This window comes from Vibrio glycogenivorans (genome assembly GCF_051660965.1).
Taxonomy (GTDB): domain Bacteria; phylum Pseudomonadota; class Gammaproteobacteria; order Enterobacterales; family Vibrionaceae; genus Vibrio.
In genome coordinates this window covers 314,888-330,011 of record NZ_JBPVIS010000003.1, presented here as the reverse complement: position 1 = coordinate 330,011, position 15,124 = coordinate 314,888, and the positions used below count along the sequence as shown (strand labels likewise).

Annotated in this window: 13 protein-coding genes; 4 read left to right on the top strand and 9 right to left on the bottom strand. The window is 51.6% G+C overall.

Annotation, left to right across the window (positions count from 1 at the left end; all coding sequences use genetic code 11):
- Positions 1 to 45: 45 nt before the first annotated feature.
- The 4 genes from ACSTTG_RS09515 to ACSTTG_RS09500 are packed head-to-tail and all read left to right on the top strand — an operon-like array spanning position 46 to position 4,068.
- On the top strand, positions 46 to 1,104 hold the full coding sequence (locus ACSTTG_RS09515) for an ABC transporter substrate-binding protein (RefSeq protein WP_438474625.1): 1,059 nt from the start codon (positions 46 to 48) through the stop codon (positions 1,102 to 1,104).
- Positions 1,101 to 2,117 carry a FecCD family ABC transporter permease gene (locus tag ACSTTG_RS09510; protein ID WP_438474624.1) on the top strand — a complete coding sequence of 339 codons (1,017 nt, stop codon included), beginning with the start codon at positions 1,101 to 1,103 and terminating at the stop codon, positions 2,115 to 2,117. The genes ACSTTG_RS09515 and ACSTTG_RS09510 overlap by 4 nt, the downstream gene beginning before the upstream one ends.
- Positions 2,114 to 2,917, top strand: a complete 804-nt coding sequence (locus ACSTTG_RS09505) for an ABC transporter ATP-binding protein (protein ID WP_438474622.1) — start codon at positions 2,114 to 2,116, stop codon at positions 2,915 to 2,917. Before ACSTTG_RS09510 ends, ACSTTG_RS09505 begins: the two co-directional genes overlap by 4 nt.
- Positions 2,908 to 4,068 carry an ABC transporter substrate-binding protein gene (locus tag ACSTTG_RS09500; protein WP_438474621.1) on the top strand — a complete coding sequence of 387 codons (1,161 nt, stop codon included), beginning with the start codon at positions 2,908 to 2,910 and terminating at the stop codon, positions 4,066 to 4,068. Before ACSTTG_RS09505 ends, ACSTTG_RS09500 begins: the two co-directional genes overlap by 10 nt.
- Before the next feature lie 126 nt (positions 4,069 to 4,194).
- Here the strand turns inward: ACSTTG_RS09500 and ACSTTG_RS09495 are convergent, their stop codons facing one another.
- The 9 genes from ACSTTG_RS09495 to ACSTTG_RS09455 all read right to left on the bottom strand — a co-directional run bounded on the left by ACSTTG_RS09495 (position 4,195) and on the right by ACSTTG_RS09455 (position 15,115).
- Positions 4,195 to 7,326, bottom strand: coding sequence for an efflux RND transporter permease subunit (locus ACSTTG_RS09495; protein WP_438474620.1), 3,132 nt, complete (start codon positions 7,324 to 7,326; stop codon positions 4,195 to 4,197).
- 8 nt (positions 7,327 to 7,334) lie between these two features.
- Positions 7,335 to 8,381 (bottom strand): efflux RND transporter periplasmic adaptor subunit, encoded by a 1,047-nt coding sequence (locus tag ACSTTG_RS09490; RefSeq protein WP_438474619.1) that lies wholly within the window; start codon positions 8,379 to 8,381, stop codon positions 7,335 to 7,337.
- A 287-nt stretch (positions 8,382 to 8,668) separates the two neighbouring features.
- Positions 8,669 to 9,067 carry a hypothetical protein gene (locus tag ACSTTG_RS09485; protein WP_438474618.1) on the bottom strand — a complete coding sequence of 133 codons (399 nt, stop codon included), beginning with the start codon at positions 9,065 to 9,067 and terminating at the stop codon, positions 8,669 to 8,671.
- 8 nt (positions 9,068 to 9,075) lie between these two features.
- On the bottom strand, positions 9,076 to 10,284 hold the full coding sequence (locus ACSTTG_RS09480; RefSeq protein ID WP_438474616.1) for a hypothetical protein: 1,209 nt from the start codon (positions 10,282 to 10,284) through the stop codon (positions 9,076 to 9,078).
- Positions 10,284 to 11,828 (bottom strand): VWA domain-containing protein, encoded by a 1,545-nt coding sequence (locus ACSTTG_RS09475; protein WP_438474615.1) that lies wholly within the window; start codon positions 11,826 to 11,828, stop codon positions 10,284 to 10,286. Before ACSTTG_RS09475 ends, ACSTTG_RS09480 begins: the two co-directional genes overlap by 1 nt.
- A 2-nt stretch (positions 11,829 to 11,830) precedes the next feature.
- A complete protein-coding gene (locus ACSTTG_RS09470) occupies positions 11,831 to 12,808 on the bottom strand; it encodes a VWA domain-containing protein (protein WP_438474614.1) in 978 nt (325 codons plus the stop codon).
- Positions 12,802 to 13,266 carry a DUF4381 family protein gene (locus ACSTTG_RS09465; RefSeq protein ID WP_438474613.1) on the bottom strand — a complete coding sequence of 155 codons (465 nt, stop codon included), beginning with the start codon at positions 13,264 to 13,266 and terminating at the stop codon, positions 12,802 to 12,804. The genes ACSTTG_RS09470 and ACSTTG_RS09465 overlap by 7 nt, the downstream gene beginning before the upstream one ends.
- Positions 13,267 to 13,269: 3 nt before the next feature.
- The gene (locus tag ACSTTG_RS09460) at positions 13,270 to 14,151 is read right to left on the bottom strand and encodes a DUF58 domain-containing protein (protein ID WP_438474612.1); all 882 of its coding nucleotides are present in this window, start codon (positions 14,149 to 14,151) and stop codon (positions 13,270 to 13,272) included.
- Between the two features lies 1 nt (position 14,152).
- Positions 14,153 to 15,115 (bottom strand): AAA family ATPase, encoded by a 963-nt coding sequence (locus tag ACSTTG_RS09455; RefSeq protein ID WP_438474611.1) that lies wholly within the window; start codon positions 15,113 to 15,115, stop codon positions 14,153 to 14,155.
- Between the last annotated feature and the right edge of the window lie 9 nt (positions 15,116 to 15,124).

The following is a 15,124-nucleotide window of genomic DNA, read 5'->3' as shown; positions in this document are numbered from 1 at the left end:
GGTACATAGGTTTGAGTTAAAGGGATGACAAAGGAGCACACAAGGATGTGGGTAAATAGGTTTCTAGCGATAGGCTTGCTGATGTTTTGCAGCTACGCGCAGGGGCGGGATATGGAAGACATGGCCGGGCGGGTTGTCCCCGTACCCGATAAGGTTGAACGCTATATGGCGATGAGCCAGCTTGGGATTGTGTATTTGTATACCTTGAATCCAGATAAACTGGCGGGATGGGTTTCACCGCCGAGCGCCAACTTACTCCCTTGGCTTAGTGAGGCGCAGCAGCAGTTGCCGATACTCGGCGGCGGGCGAAAAGCAGGTTTTCAGTCTAACCTTGAGCAGCTCTCTGCCGTTCGCCCCGATGTGATGATCAGCGTCGGTAGCCTTGATAACAGTCAAATAGCAGCAGCGGATCGTTTTCAGCGATTAACCGGTATTTCAGTGATCTGCCTAGATGGTGCACTTAGTGCGGCGCCTGAGGTCTATCGCCGCCTTGGTGAGCTGAGCGATGATAAACACAGAGCCGAGCAGTTGGCGAGCTATAGCGAGCACTTACTGCAGCGAGTCGCTGAGCGCCTGGCCGATTTGCCGGTAGAGCACACGCCATGGCGAGTCTATTATGCGCTAGGAGCAAACGGTCTTAAGACTGATCCCGCAGGGGGATGGAATAGCGAGCTATTTTCGTTGCTCAAGGTCGATAATGTGGCGAGATTGACCACACTACCTGCTCGGGGGCGCGCAGCGGTTAACATGGAGCAGTTGCTGTTGTGGCAGCCAGAGATTGTGCTAGCTGGTTATGACAAGCAAAATGGCTATGGCTTATTAGACCAGGTTGAGTCTAAACCAGGTTGGAACAAGGTCAAAGCTATTCAAAATGGGCAGTACTACCGCGTACCACAGCAACCGTTTGGCTGGTTCGATCAACCCCCCTCGAGTAATCGTCTCGCAGGACTACTGTGGCTTTCGCACCTGTTTTATCCGACCTATTTTGCCCAAGATTTAGCCACAGAGCTAGCAGAGTACTTTGCGCTCTTTTATCAGCAAGAGCTTGACCCTCAAACCGTCAGCCTTTTGTTATCCAAAACCATAGCGGAGTCGAGCCGATGAATCACTGGGTAAAGCAAAAGGGTACATCGCCACGGTTGTTGTTCATCGGTATGATGCCCGTTATCGCGATCATCTTAGCGCTGGGAGTTGGGCGTATGAGCATTCCTCCGAGCTATCTAGCTGCGCGAGTCTTTATCGCCAGTGATGTCGGGCTTGATCCTACGTTTGAGGCAGTACTGTGGCAGATTCGCTGGCCAAGGGTAATGGCGGCGATGTTGGTTGGGGGGGCTCTCGCGCTATCGGGGGCATGTTTTCAAGGGCTATTCCACAACCCGATGGTATCGCCGGACCTATTAGGGGCATCAGCGGGCGCAAGTCTTGGAGCCTGTGTGGGGATTTTGCTCTCATTAGATTATTTGAGCATGCAGCTAATGGCGTTTGCGGGTGGGCTGATTGCGGTATCGACCTGCTATTTGCTTAGCCGATGGTTATCGCGTGGGGCATACTCAAAGCTGTTGATCGTGCTCACGGGGATGATGATCACCAGTCTGCTGTCGGCGTTTATATCGTTAACTAAGTATCTTGCCGATCCTTACAGCAAGTTGCCAGAGATTACCTTTTGGCTGATGGGCTCTCTGACGGCTGTGGACATGTCCGCACTTGAGCTCAGCCTTTTTCCGCTGCTGCTCGGAGCGCTACCGATATTACTGTTACGTTGGCCTTTAGATGCGCTCTCTTGTGGTGATGAGGAGGCGAAGGCGTTAGGTCTTCCCGTTAACAAGCTGCGCTTGATATATATCTTGTGCGCCACCTTACTCACCTCTGCGAGTGTCTCTTTGGCGGGCATGATTGGCTGGGTGGGGTTGCTTGTACCTCACCTAACGAGAATGCTAGTCGGTCCTAGCCACCTGCTATTGATACCGAGCTCCATTCTACTCGGTGGCTGCTTTTTATTGGCGGTAGATACGCTCAGTCGCAGTCTATTTTCGGTTGAGCTGCCTCTGGGGATATTAACAGCGATAGTCGGAGCCCCCTTCTTCTTTTACCTGATGTTTACGGGACAACGCGTATGAGCCTTTCACTTCGCTTAAAAGACGCTAGCTGTGGCTATGGTCAAAGACGTATTTTGCAGCATGTCAATCTAACCATCCGTAGTGGTGAGTTCTTCTCACTGCTTGGCCCTAATGGCGTGGGTAAAACCACACTATTTCGTAGCTTACTTGGGTTATCACCCCTACTCAGTGGCGGGCTGACACTCAATCAAAGGCCGCTATCAGCCTATAGTGAACGCGAGCGTTCGAGAGTGATCGCGTATGTCCCTCAGCATCATCGTCCCAATTTTGCCTATCGAGGAAGAGAAGCGGTGCTATTGGGTCGGTGCGCGCAGCGAGGTCTATTTGCCTCGCCAAATGAAGAGGACTATGCCATCGCAGAGCAGGCGATGGCACGGCTGGATATTTGCTACTTAAGTGAGAAGACGTTTGATCAAATGAGTGGTGGCGAGCAGCAACTGATTTTGATCGCTCGTGCCTTGGCGCAGCAGGCGCAGATCATCATGCTTGATGAGCCGACAGCAAGCCTTGACCTGGCTAATCAGCAGCGGGTGCTGAGTCAACTGACCACGCTGGCCGCACAAGGTATTGGTATTGTTATGAGCACCCACGCGCCCAGCCAGGTTTTCGCTTGTGGCGGGCAAGTGGCCCTGTTAAGTCCTGATACTGACCCTAAGGTAGGCCCGGTTGATGAGGTATTGGAGGAGTTTACACTTAGCCAAGCCTACGGGGTTGATGTGTATGTGCGTGAGGTCAATGGGCCCAAAGGGCAAATGCGCTGGTGTAATCCGACGTTCTTTGCGGAGGGGCTATGTCACTAACTATGATGAATGATGATCGGCCATCCCACCCAGAGATTGGGGCCGAGACATCGATAGAACACATTCGCCAACTGGGTTCGTTGGCTGATGAGTTTCTCTATCCTTTTTACAAGCCTGGGAATATGACACTTGGGCAGTACTGTGCTCAATCAATGCTTGCTGTTGACTCGATGATCGAAGGATTAAACCGAGCCGTGCGTAAGCAGCAGTTTGCAGCGCCACAGGAGCAACTATACCGCCGCCTAATCAAGCCAGGGCATATCAATGTGGCGGTGTTCAGCCATTTTACCTGGCATGAGCCCTTAATAGATTTTATTCAGCAGCAGGCGAAAAGGCTTGAGATAGCGCTGAACTTGCAGGTGTTTAGCAAAAGAAACAAGATAGAACTACAGGCCTATCTAGCAGCTTGCGAGCAAGCAGACCAACTACCGGATATGCTGATCGGTAAGGGCTTTAGCTCACTCATGAGTGCGCGCTTCCAAGCACTATTTGTTCAGACCGGCGTGTTTAAACAGCGGATCGACACCGAGCCAACGCATCCTTGGCAAGACCCTAGGCACAGTTATCATTTGCTAGCGTTAGACCCGTTAGAGCGAGTCAGCCATATCGACAGCGCGACAAGTGAAAAACAGCAACAGCTTTGGGTCGCCGGACGACCAGACAAGCAACATATGAACTTTGCGCTGCTCCTCGAGCGCTATCTGCAAGGTGGTGAATCGGCCGTGCGCAGGCAGTTTGAGCAAGTGACCGGCTTTTTGCATTTTAGCCAGATCGTTGAGCAATTAGTGCGACACGATCACCACGCAGACCCAAGGTGCTATTTAATGCGCCGTTATTCACGACTGTTTGTTCCGTCGCGATATCGTGAACAACTTGATATTGACCATCTACAGGGAGGGGCACCTTGCTCGGCTGTCTATATGTTGGTCAAATCCAATGCGAATGAGTCACTATTGGCGCTAGCCGAGTCACTCTATCTGCCGGATATGCAGCCCCATTGGACAAAGGCAGGCTTGGTTGATATCGGCAGTGCCGCCCAAGAGGCGCAGCGTTATCGCTTTCCCAAGTGGGAAGCGCTATACGACCTTCCTCTGCCTTGGCTAAAGGCACGACTTGCGGGTTTGGGGGGTGTTGAGACAGGCGAATTTTAAGCACGTGGTTCAATACACCTTGTTTGGAAACGAGCATCTCAAACCTATAAGCAGGATTTTACAGCAAAAAAATACCCAGCAAAGGCCTTTGCTGGGTAGGGTGTTTTACTCGCGATTAGGTGATCCTTACTCTAAGATCTCAACCGCTTTTCTATTTGGCTTTAATTTCTCACGCAGAGTTTGGAAAATTGCGTAGAAGCCAGGAGTGAGGACAGCACCAAGGGTCATAACACATAAGATACCGCCGATCAGCGCGACCCCCATGTTGTTCTGAGCGACTGAGCCCGCACCGTCGGCAAGCACCATAGGCACGATACCAAGTACGAATGACCAAGAGGTCATATTAACCGCGCGGAAACGCATCGTACCGCCCATGATAGCGGCCTCTTCAATAGATAGACCTTCGTCCTCGCGTTTGATTTTGGCAAACTCGACGATCAAGATGGCGTTTTTGGCTGCAAGGGCAATCAGTAGTACCAAACCAATCTGTCCATACAGCGTTAGCGCCATACCATTGGCGGCAAGTGCTAGCATGGTACCCACCGCGGCAGTTGGCGCTGCAATAATGATAGCGGCAGGCAGTGCCCAAGACTCATACTGAGCCGCTAGGAACAGGTAAATAAACACCAATGCCAGCGCAAACGCGTACATGATGGCGTTGCCCGCCAGCTTCTCCTGCAGCGCCATCGAGGTCCACTCATAGCTGTAGCCATCAGGGAGCACCTCTGCTGCGACGCGCTCCATCGCGGCAATTGTCTCACCCGATGAGTAACCTGGCGCGGTGCCGACAAAGATCTTAGTCGCGGCAAGCATGTTGTAGCGGTTGGTAATATCCGGTACCAGTTGTGACTCAATGGTGGCGACTTCTGATAGCGGCAGCATCTCACCACCGGCAGTACGGACGTGGATTCGACCGATATCCTGCGGGTCAAGGCGCTGCTCAGCCTTAGCCTGAAGGTACACATAGTAGGTGCGACCCCAGAGTGAGAAGTCATTCACACGCGCCGAGGCAAGATTGGTTGTGATCGCGTCATTGATGGTCGTCACCGGGATGCCATATTGACGGGCTTTTTCGCGGTCAATATGGATGGCAAAGTGCGGAACGTTAGCACGGAACAGTGAGAAGACACCCTGCAGCTCAGGTTGCTGGTTAGCCGCGGCAATCAGCTGTTGCATCGTCTCAGCTAGCTCTGCCTTAGAGCGGCCACGCTGATCCTGAAGCATAAACTCAAGGTTAGCACCTGAGCCGATACCTGGGATTGCTGGTGGTGTAATCGCCATCGCAACACCTTGTGGGAATTGACTCAATGCCATATTAAGACGCTGTTGAACCCCGGCGGCGGTGTTGTTCCCTTCCATCTCGCGACGCTCTTCCCAAGGCTTGAGATCGACAAAGAAGGTCGCTGAGTTGGCTTGGCGAGAGAAGGTCAGGATACCGAAACCAACTGCGCCACCCACGTTGTCTACCGCAGGGTCATTAAGGATGATCTCCTCGACTTGTTGGGTAAAGGCTTTGGTACGCGCTAAAGATGCGCCATCAGGCAATTGGACAATCGCCAGCATGCTGCCTTTGTCTTCGTTTTGGATAAACGCCGTTGGGATCTGTTGGTTCATCATCACCATGGTCGCAATGGTACCGGCAAAGATGATCAAAAGAACCAGAGCCTTACGCACAACCAGCGTGACCGCTTTACCGTACAGCTGAGTGATTTTGTCAAAACCGGCATTGAAAGCGATAAACCATTTCGGCTGACGCTCAACACGTTTCATGATCAGAGAACACAGGGCCGGGGAAAGTGTCAGGGCGTTAATCGCCGATAGCACCAACGCGATACAGATGGTCAGACCGAACTGGGAGAACATCTGACCGGTAATACCCGGCAGGAAGCTCACCGGCAGGAATACCGCCAGCATTACCAGGGTAGAGGCAATGATTGGACCGGTTACCTCACGCATGGCTTCGAACGTTGCCTTAGCTGGTGAGTAGTCGAGGTTTTCGTTGAGGATACGCTCAACGTTTTCAATCACCAAGATGGCGTTATCCACCACGATACCGATCGCGAGGATCAAACCAAACAGGGTAATGGTGTTGATGGTAAAGCCAATCAGATCCATAAAGAAGAAGGTACCGATCAGCGACACTGGGATCGCAACCAAAGGCACAATAGTGGCGCGCACGTTACCCAAGAATAGGTAGGTCACCACAACCACCAAAACCGCAGCGATTAACAGCGTCTCGGTGATATCGTTGATCGAGTCCTCGATAAAGTTGGTGATATCAAACGGGTAAGCGTAAGCCATATCGTATGGCCACGGCGTTTCAGCCAGCATGGTTTTGATGGCTTCGCCGGTCTCTAGTGCGTTTGCACCCGGTGCAAGCGAGATGGTCATGATCGATGCAGGCTCACCATTAAGGCGCGCGTACGACTCATAACGGTCATTGCCCATCTCAATGCTGGCGATATCGCTCAGGTAGATATTACTGCCATCTGCCGCGGTCTTAACCATGATAGAGGCGAACTCTTGCTCATCGCTGAGGCGCTCTTCGCCAAGTAGTGGGATCTGTAGCGAGATATCATCACTGACGATAGTCGCTCCCAACTGACCCGCTGGCGCTTGGACGTTTTGGTCAATCAGTGCCTGACGCACCTCTTGTGTGGTGACATTCAGCGCATGCATCTGCTCAACATCGAGCCAGACACGCATCGCATAGCTAGTACCCAGTACGTTGGTGTCACCCACCCCAGGAATACGCGCTAGACGGTCTTGCAGGTTGATCTCAACCCAAGTGTTAAGGTGCGTTTCGCTGTAGGTCCCCTCTGGTGAGTGGATCGCCAGTGCCATCAAGGTATCTGATGAGGCCTTGAATACTCGTACGCCCATATTGTTAACCACACCAGGCAGCAGTGGCAGTGCGGCGGACACTCGGTTTTGCACGTTCACCTGCGCCATGTCGGGATCAGTACCGATATTAAAGGTAACCTGCAGGCGATAAGAGCCATCGTTGGCCGAGCGTGAGTCCATGTACAGCATGTCGTCCACGCCGTTGACTTCCGCCTCAATGGCCGCGCCGACCACGCTCTCAATCGTCTCGGCACTCGCACCTGGGTACATAGCCACAACGTTTATCACAGGGGGCGTGATATCGGGATAGTCTGAAACCGGCATCAGCTTGATCGCAACCGCGCCAATCAATGCTAGTACAATCGAAATAACAAAGGCGAACTTTGGTCGATAGATAAAGAATTTACTTAGCATGAGTGACCTTATTCTTGGATAGAAACCGGAACGTTTGGACGTACGCGGACTAATCCATCGGTAATGACCACTTCACCGGCTTCTACGCCTTGCTCAATAAAGACTTGCTTACCTTGGCGAGCAACCACGCTCACCTCACGGCGCTCAGCCAGTCCTTCCTCATTGACGATATAGATAAACTGCATCATCAAGTCTTGCATTACCGCCGTTTGTGGCAGCCAAGCACCCGTCATGCTTTCTTTGCTGGTCAGCTTAAGCTTCATGATTTGGTTAGGGCGCAGGGCGTAATCTTGGTTAGCAAACTCTGCGGCGGCGCTCAGTGTACCGGTTGATGCATGGACCTTGTTGTCAACGAAGGTCACTTGACCCTCAAGTAGGTTTGGTTTTAGCGCAACGTTTACCGCATTACTTTTGTCGATCGGGAACTGGTTGTAATCGTCATAGCTCAGTGAAAAAGAAGCATTGAGTGGGTGCAACTGGGCAATATCGATTACGGCGCCTGAGTTGGGTGACACCATATCACCGCGAGAGAACTGGCTCTTACCCAGTTGTCCATCGTAAGGGGCGCGAATTTGGGTGTGTGACAGGTCATCTTGTGCCTTGTCCACCGATGCTGTTGCCAGTGCCAGTCCTGCCTCGGCAATCAACAAGCTAGCGCTTGCATCATCAAGGTTGGCTTTGGTGGTACCACCGGAGGCAATCAGATCAGAGATACGTTGATGGTTCAGTTTAGCCTGCTGTAGCGCGGCTTGAGCTTGCTGCTTCTGGGCAAGGGCAGACTGCAGCGCGAGCTTATAAGACGTATCATCAATTTGAAAGAGTACATCGCCTTGTTTGACAAACGCGCCGTCAGGGAAGTGTTGCTCGATAAGGTAGCCGGTCACGCGCGGGGTGAGCCTTGCATGCTCTTGCGCTTCAAGTTTGCTGGTTAAAACTAGAGTCGGTTGGTAGACGCCTTCAACGACTGACGTTGCGGTAACCGGCACGCCAGAGGCTAGTGCAGGTGCCGCGATTACCCCAGCCAAGACCGGAAGTAAAAAAGTGGTTTTTTTCATTGTTTAAAACTCGTTATTGTCAAAACCGAGTCATGTTAGCGAAAGCAAAATGTGAGCATTGCACTGTGCGTGCGTATTTGTAATACAATAAAGTTTGAGATCACGCTTTTACAAATTTAGGCAAAAGTATATTTATATCATTGGTTTATAATTTAAATTCTCATCTTATAGTCCTTGGGGTCATTGTCTCTAAGCCTGAATTATGAGGCGCTGGGGTAAGCGAAAAGGTAGTTGGATCAAAGCAAACAATGGTAGTCGTGCTCTGCACCACTACCATTGACTTTCAATCACCATTGATAAAATGGCACAGGTTCAGATTGCTGTTGATTAAGATTACGCTCGGTCGCCTCGGCTTCACGTTTTTCTATCTGTTCGACATCCGCTTCTCGACTGCTTGTGATCCAGCATTTGACCAGATTAACCGGACCTTCCTCTGGGTCAATATAGAAGTCGGCCACCACTGAGGGTGGATAGACGACGACAGAGTTAATCGCGATAGGCGTTTGGTCGTTATACGCAACGCAGCGCATCTTAACGGCTGTTGGTGAGGTGACCCTAGCCTGATAGTGGCTAGGGGCTAGCGGTTGGATAAACTGCTGATCGTATTGGTAGGGGGCCAGCTTGCTGAGATCCTGAGCAAAAGCAGTGAACGCCACTAGCGCAATAAGTAAACTGATGTATTTCATATTGATACCTATCGATTTAAAGGGTGAAGGCCGTGTTTGGTCACGTGGGCGTGCTGGATAAACTGCCAACAGGAACGGCGAAGTTGATGACGATCCTTAGGTTGTGCCAGTACGCGTAAATAAGCTGAGAACAGTGGGTGATTGGGCGTTAGGTTTTCCTGCTGACTGACAAAGTGACTCCAGCGCACTAGGGTAAGGTGCAGTGGTTTCGCTGGCAGAAATAGGCACGCAATCCACAATAAAAGGCTAGCACTGAGCGTGTTTAGCCGATTAAAGACGGCATGGCTTACTTGCTTTAACATTAAGGGTAAATAGCGCCACAAGAGCGTTGTGACACTAATGAGTAAGGTGAATGAGACAATCATACTCAGCCACTGTTCAGTGGTTAAATTGCTTGCCTGCAGATACCACTGATTCACTCTCTGGCTTAAGCTTGGGGGCGGCAGTGGGTTGACCTCAAGTGTCAGAGCCGACAGTGTAGTGCTTTCTAACGATTGCGTGCGCGAGTTCCACCACTGAAAAGTGATTTCCGGCAACTGGTATTGCCCTGGCTCATCAAATTGATAACGAAGGTCAAACTCGCGATAGCCGCGCATGATTCCTCGTTCGTTAATCACGCCAGCTGAGCCAACATGCTCACTCAGCTCACCACTAGTCATGGGTGGGTGAGGCAGGCGTGGGATGAGATACCCAGGTAGGTCGATAGTTTCAATGTGCACTGTCCGCCGGGCAATGCTACCCACACGGATTTGCTGGCTGGTGAGTTGCTGTGAAACGTGAACCTCGCGAGCACTCATTGCCCCCATCGCCTCACTAGGTTGAGCATCGATAGTGATTTCAAGAGGTGGGGATACAATACTTTGGCTGTCAATCAACACCTCGGCACTCGGTAGCAGGAGTTTTCCACTGCGGCGCGGAAAGATATCAAACCGATAGGCCGTGGCAAAGATGTGGCGATCACCGATTTGTGTCTGTTTGAACAGTGGAAACGCGCTTTGTTCGTAGAAAAAGTCGCGGGTTTGCAAGGGCTCAACAGATACGCTGCCAGCATTATTTTGCTCAGTATTGCTTTGAGTCGGATGATACACCTCAAGCCAAACGGTGAACTTTTGGCGCTCAACGCCACTATCGGTTGGCTCAACCCACCGAGCTTCCCATTGCGCTTGCGCTGACAATGACAGGGTAAGCAGGCTGAAAAGGACAATATGACGCCACATTAGTTATTCTCGCTCTGATGTGTGAAGTATTGTTGGGAAAATTTGCGTTTGAGAAACTGGGCATGGTCCGTCTTGACCTGCTCCAACCAAATTTTGGTGAGGTGCTCTTCGGCCATTAGATCGGCACTATTGATCACCTCGATCTTGTCTTCTGGCTCGTCGATGCCCATATCTTCCTGCATTGATTGCACCATGTCTGCGGTCATGTCCTCACCTGCAGTCCCTTGCCCTCGGGCACGTTGCTCCATTAGGGTGAAAATCTCCTCAATCAGCCCAAGGTTGTGCTGGATGTCGGGGTTTTGCGGCGCGAGTTGTTGTGCGAGCATGAACTGCTGCTGAGCACTGCGAAAGCGTTGCAGATTGGCGTAGGCAACTCCAAGCTTAAGATGACTCTCGGCTGAGGCGGCTTCGTGGTTAATTTGCTCTAAGATCAATGCCGCATCTTCCCATCGCTGCGCCTTGAGTAGGGCTTCTACGCGCCAATGGGGTTGCTCAAACGCCCAAGCCGCGCAGTGATAGTTGCCCTTCTGGTAGTGATAGCGCCCTAGCTGATCACTGGTGAAGACCTGGCTGAGCAACCAGTTAGAGCAGTTGATTTGGGCGGCAAGAGTCGGTGGGCTGAAATTGACTAATGACACCCCCAACACCAGTGAGTACCACTTAATCGTCCAACCACGACGAAACCAATACATCACAATCATCAGCATGGGCCAAACCAGAAAGTAGCCCAGCTCCTGCCATTGAATATCCTCATCCTGCGGGTCAAAAACGCGTTGCTTGCTGATCCACTCTGCGACCATTTGGGCGTCATCGTTATGTAAATGACTGTTAATTATACCGATACCAAAAGGCAGTGATGCCATCGGCTCAAAACCAAACTGCCAGACTAGAATATTCTGCTGTGACGTTTGATGATGACGCTTGAGCTTCTCAACTTGGACCGATGACAATGAATCGGTGATCAACACTAGGCTGGTGGCTTGTGGGCTCTGGTAATACGGCTCGCTGGCGAGCGTTTCAAGCGCACTGCCGAGATGGTTTCCACTTGTTGGCATGATTGATGGTGACAGGGCATCGATATAGAGCTCGGCAGCATGCTTGTCTTTGGTGGGCGGCAGCGCTAAGTGCGCACTGCCGGCAAAACCCCATACAGCAACGCGCTCATCAAGGTCGGAAACGGCCTGTTCGAGTTTGATTTTGGCATTGGCAGAGCGGGTTGGCGCGATATCGATTTCGTTCATCGAAGGTGACAGATCAAACAAAATGGTGGTGATCGAATCATTCTCAATCAAATCTTGATTTTCAGGACCAAGTGTTGGACCGGCCACCATCAACACCAAGATAGCCAGCACGCTCGGAAACAGTGAATTAGGCGTTGCCAGACGCTGACGATCACCTTTGGTGAGTACTGACTCACGCAAGTGGGGCGCGATAAGCGGATCCATCGATGCTTTTTGATTGGATTTAAGAGTGATGTAGACCAGGGCCGCCAGTGGGGCCAACAGCAGCAGCCACTCGGGGCGGATAAAATGAAACTGACTCACGACTATACTCCTCGATTGAAATAGCGCTTCGCTACGACGGGTAAGCTCAACACAAAAATAATCATCAACGCCAAGCCAGCAGGCAGATAAAACAGTTGCTGCTTAGGCCGAGTCGTAGAAGTGGCAAAGAGGGAAGGCTCAAGGGCGCTTATGGTGGTGTAAACCTGCGCCAGCTCATCACTATCCATGGCTGAGAAAACCTGACCATTGGTGAGCTGGGCAATACGCTCAAGGAGTGCAATATCGATCTCTTGCTCACCGAGGGTTGTTGGGTCACCAATCGCGATAGGGTAGATCACGATACCTTGCTCGGCGGCATAGTGGGCTGCATCGGTCACCGGGAATCGACTGGTGGTATCACGACCATCAGTCATCAAGATCAGGGTTTTATGATCGGTTTGCGCCGATTTAAAGTGATCAACCGCGACGCCTATCGCACTGCCGATGGAGGTACCGCTGCCTGCCATGCGAACTTGCATCTCATCGAGAAGTCGTTCTATCAAGTTCAAGTCGGCGGAAAAAGGCGCTTGTAGATAAGCCTCATCACCAAAGGCCACCAAGGCGATGCGATCCTTATCTCGGGTGCGAATAAACTCAGACAGCAAGCGTTTAACAGCATCAATGCGTGTTTCTAACTTATCTCCCGCGGGAAAGTCGTGAGCTTGCATAGAGCCTGATAAATCAACCGCGATCATCAGCTCTGTCCCATACTCCTCAGTGGTGATGGCCTCACCGATCATCACGGGCTTCATCGCAGCCACTACGAGAGCGATATACAGCGCGCACAGCCCTAGCCACTGCCATGGCGCGCGTTTGACCGCGATAGAGCCAGGCATAGCCTTAAGCCCTGACCACAGCAAAAGATCGACATAGACCGGGTGTTTGATCGCTTGCTGCTTGGTGAGGTAGTCAGGGAGCAGTCGCGCGAATAATGGACCGATAATCAAGACGCCAGCCCATGGGTATTCAAAAGTCAGCATAGTGTTCTAACCCAGGTGTGTAATTGGTTTATGTCGTGATAGGTTAATCGCGACTCTCTCTGATAAGTAGCATCGGCTAATCGCTCGAGTAATGGCAAGGGTAACGGTGAGCCTTGCTCTGCTAGGAACCCGCATAGTTTCTCGGCCGTCATAAACTGGGCCTTGGCATTTGGCCAATGCTGAGCAATCACCCGCTTGATCACCAAGCCAATCTGGTCATGACGCTGCTGCTGATGGTAAGCCGTGATCAACGCTTGTGCCTGGCGTAAATAGAGCTGGGTTTGCCAGCAATACCAACGCCGAAGCAGTTGATAAGTGATAACAAGCACGATCAAGCCATAGAGCCCATACCAAGCGGGCGTGGCAGGTAGCCAAGAGATGGCTGCAGGTGTCTGCCCGGTGTGCATTTTGTCGATGATATGGCTTGCAAACGCGGTAACTTGGCCGGTGTCTGACATTAATTATGCCCTCTTAATCAACTGCTGCTGGCAGTCGAGTTGGGTGGTTAAGAACTCTAACTGCCCACCGCTGTTTTCGAACGCGTCGAAGATAAAGCGTCGTTGCGCTTGGACACGCATTGCATGCAATTGGCGCAGCTCATGGTTGGTGCTGTCAATCGAGATTTGGCTCTCCTCATCGCCAAGGACGAGCCTGGCTTGAGGCAGGGCATCCTCAAGTGGGTCATGGATATACAACCCTAGTAGCGAATTTTGTTTTGCTAGCATCGCGACATGCTGAGCAAATCCCTCATGGCAGCCGAAAAAATCAGAAATAAAGATGATCTTTTCACCGCTGGTGGATTGAGTACACTGCTCAGCAGATAAGTCGGTCAGCGCTAAGGGGTTGTTATCCAGGTCTTTCGATTGAACAAAACTTGTTTCAAGTGCCTGCGCGAGCAGATGGCTGTTAATCTGCGAGAACGTGCGCACGTTATCAAGCACGATATGGAGGTCAATATTGACGGCCAAACGTTCAAGATAACCACACAAGAGTGCTGCGGCCTCACACGCCTGCACCGCTTTAAGGCTGCCTTGAGAGGCAAAGAGCATTGACGGGCGCAGATCAACGATCAGCCGCACGGTTTTGTGCTTTTGGTCAGCAAATAGGCGCACGTAGTGATGGCCGGTTTTTAATGTGGTTTTCCAGTCGATATTGCGAATATCATCGCCTGACAGATACTCGCGCAGCTCGAGAAAATCATGGCCTTGGCCACGTTGTACGTCGTCGTAGGTACCAACACGGTGACTATTGATATTGAGCATGGCGGCAAATGGCATCTGGGCCCCCAGCGCCGAGAGTTTCAATAGTCGTGCACGAGTAATCTGAGTGAAATGATTGGTCATATCACACCCATGCAACCGCTTGGAGGAGTTGCTGACAAACCCCAACCGCATCATGGCCTTGGTGGACCGCTTGATAGCTGAGTTTGATTCGATGCGACAAAACCGCCACCGCGACCGCTTGGACATTGTCGATAGCAACATAGTCCTGCCCGTTGAGCCACGCGTGTGCGCGAGCTGCTTTATCGAGCGCAATACTGGCGCGTGGACTTGCCCCAAGCTCGAGCCACTGCGCGAATTCAGCGCTGATGGTTTGGGGGTAACGAGTGGCATTCACCAGATCAACGATGTATTGATCAACCGCAGGGCTGACATGGACTTGCTTGACTTGCGATTTCGCTTGCGTGATGTCCTCAAGTGAAACAACGTGCTCAGACTTGACTCGGCTTACCTCTTCCCCGCGCAGCATGTTCAGCATCGCGATCTCATCTTGTTTGTCTGGATAACCGACGACGATCTTGGTCAAAAACCGGTCTAATTGCGCCTCTGGCAGAGGAAAAGTCCCCGCTTGCTCAATTGGGTTTTGGGTTGCCATCACCATAAACGGGCTTGGCAATGGATAGCTATTACCGCCGACAGTCACTTGATTCTCAGCCATCGCCTCTAGCAGCGCCGATTGTACTTTAGCGGGTGCACGGTTGATTTCATCGGCAAGCAGCAATTGGGTAAAAATTGGTCCTGGCCGAAACGAAAGGCTATTTTGCTCGGTATTGAGCACTTCACTGCCGGTGATATCGGCAGGCAACATATCAGGCGTAAACTGAACCCGGCCCAATTCTAAGCGCATGCACGAGGCAATCTCACGGGCAACCCGGGTTTTCGCCAGCCCCGGCATACCTTCAAGCAGCGCATGCCCGTCGGCAAGCAGGGTGATGATCAGTTGGCGCACCACATTGGCTTGACCGATGACTTGGCTGTTGACACGCGCTTCAAGGTGTTTGAATTTTTCTAATAATGCAGTGCTCATCAAGAGTCC

Coding starts and splice junctions, on each gene's coding strand:
- ACSTTG_RS09515 (WP_438474625.1), top strand. CDS start 46: ATGTGGGTAAATAGGTTTCTAGCGATAGGCTTGCTGATGTTTTGCAGC.
- ACSTTG_RS09510 (WP_438474624.1), top strand. CDS start 1,101: ATGAATCACTGGGTAAAGCAAAAGGGTACATCGCCACGGTTGTTGTTC.
- ACSTTG_RS09500 (WP_438474621.1), top strand. CDS start 2,908: ATGTCACTAACTATGATGAATGATGATCGGCCATCCCACCCAGAGATT.
- ACSTTG_RS09495 (WP_438474620.1), bottom strand. CDS start 7,326: ATGCTAAGTAAATTCTTTATCTATCGACCAAAGTTCGCCTTTGTTATT.
- ACSTTG_RS09490 (WP_438474619.1), bottom strand. CDS start 8,381: ATGAAAAAAACCACTTTTTTACTTCCGGTCTTGGCTGGGGTAATCGCG.
- ACSTTG_RS09460 (WP_438474612.1), bottom strand. CDS start 14,151: ATGACCAATCATTTCACTCAGATTACTCGTGCACGACTATTGAAACTC.
- ACSTTG_RS09455 (WP_438474611.1), bottom strand. CDS start 15,115: ATGAGCACTGCATTATTAGAAAAATTCAAACACCTTGAAGCGCGTGTC.
- ACSTTG_RS09470 (WP_438474614.1), bottom strand. CDS start 12,808: ATGCTGACTTTTGAATACCCATGGGCTGGCGTCTTGATTATCGGTCCA.
- ACSTTG_RS09465 (WP_438474613.1), bottom strand. CDS start 13,266: ATGTCAGACACCGGCCAAGTTACCGCGTTTGCAAGCCATATCATCGAC.
- ACSTTG_RS09480 (WP_438474616.1), bottom strand. CDS start 10,284: ATGTGGCGTCATATTGTCCTTTTCAGCCTGCTTACCCTGTCATTGTCA.
- ACSTTG_RS09505 (WP_438474622.1), top strand. CDS start 2,114: ATGAGCCTTTCACTTCGCTTAAAAGACGCTAGCTGTGGCTATGGTCAA.
- ACSTTG_RS09485 (WP_438474618.1), bottom strand. CDS start 9,067: ATGAAATACATCAGTTTACTTATTGCGCTAGTGGCGTTCACTGCTTTT.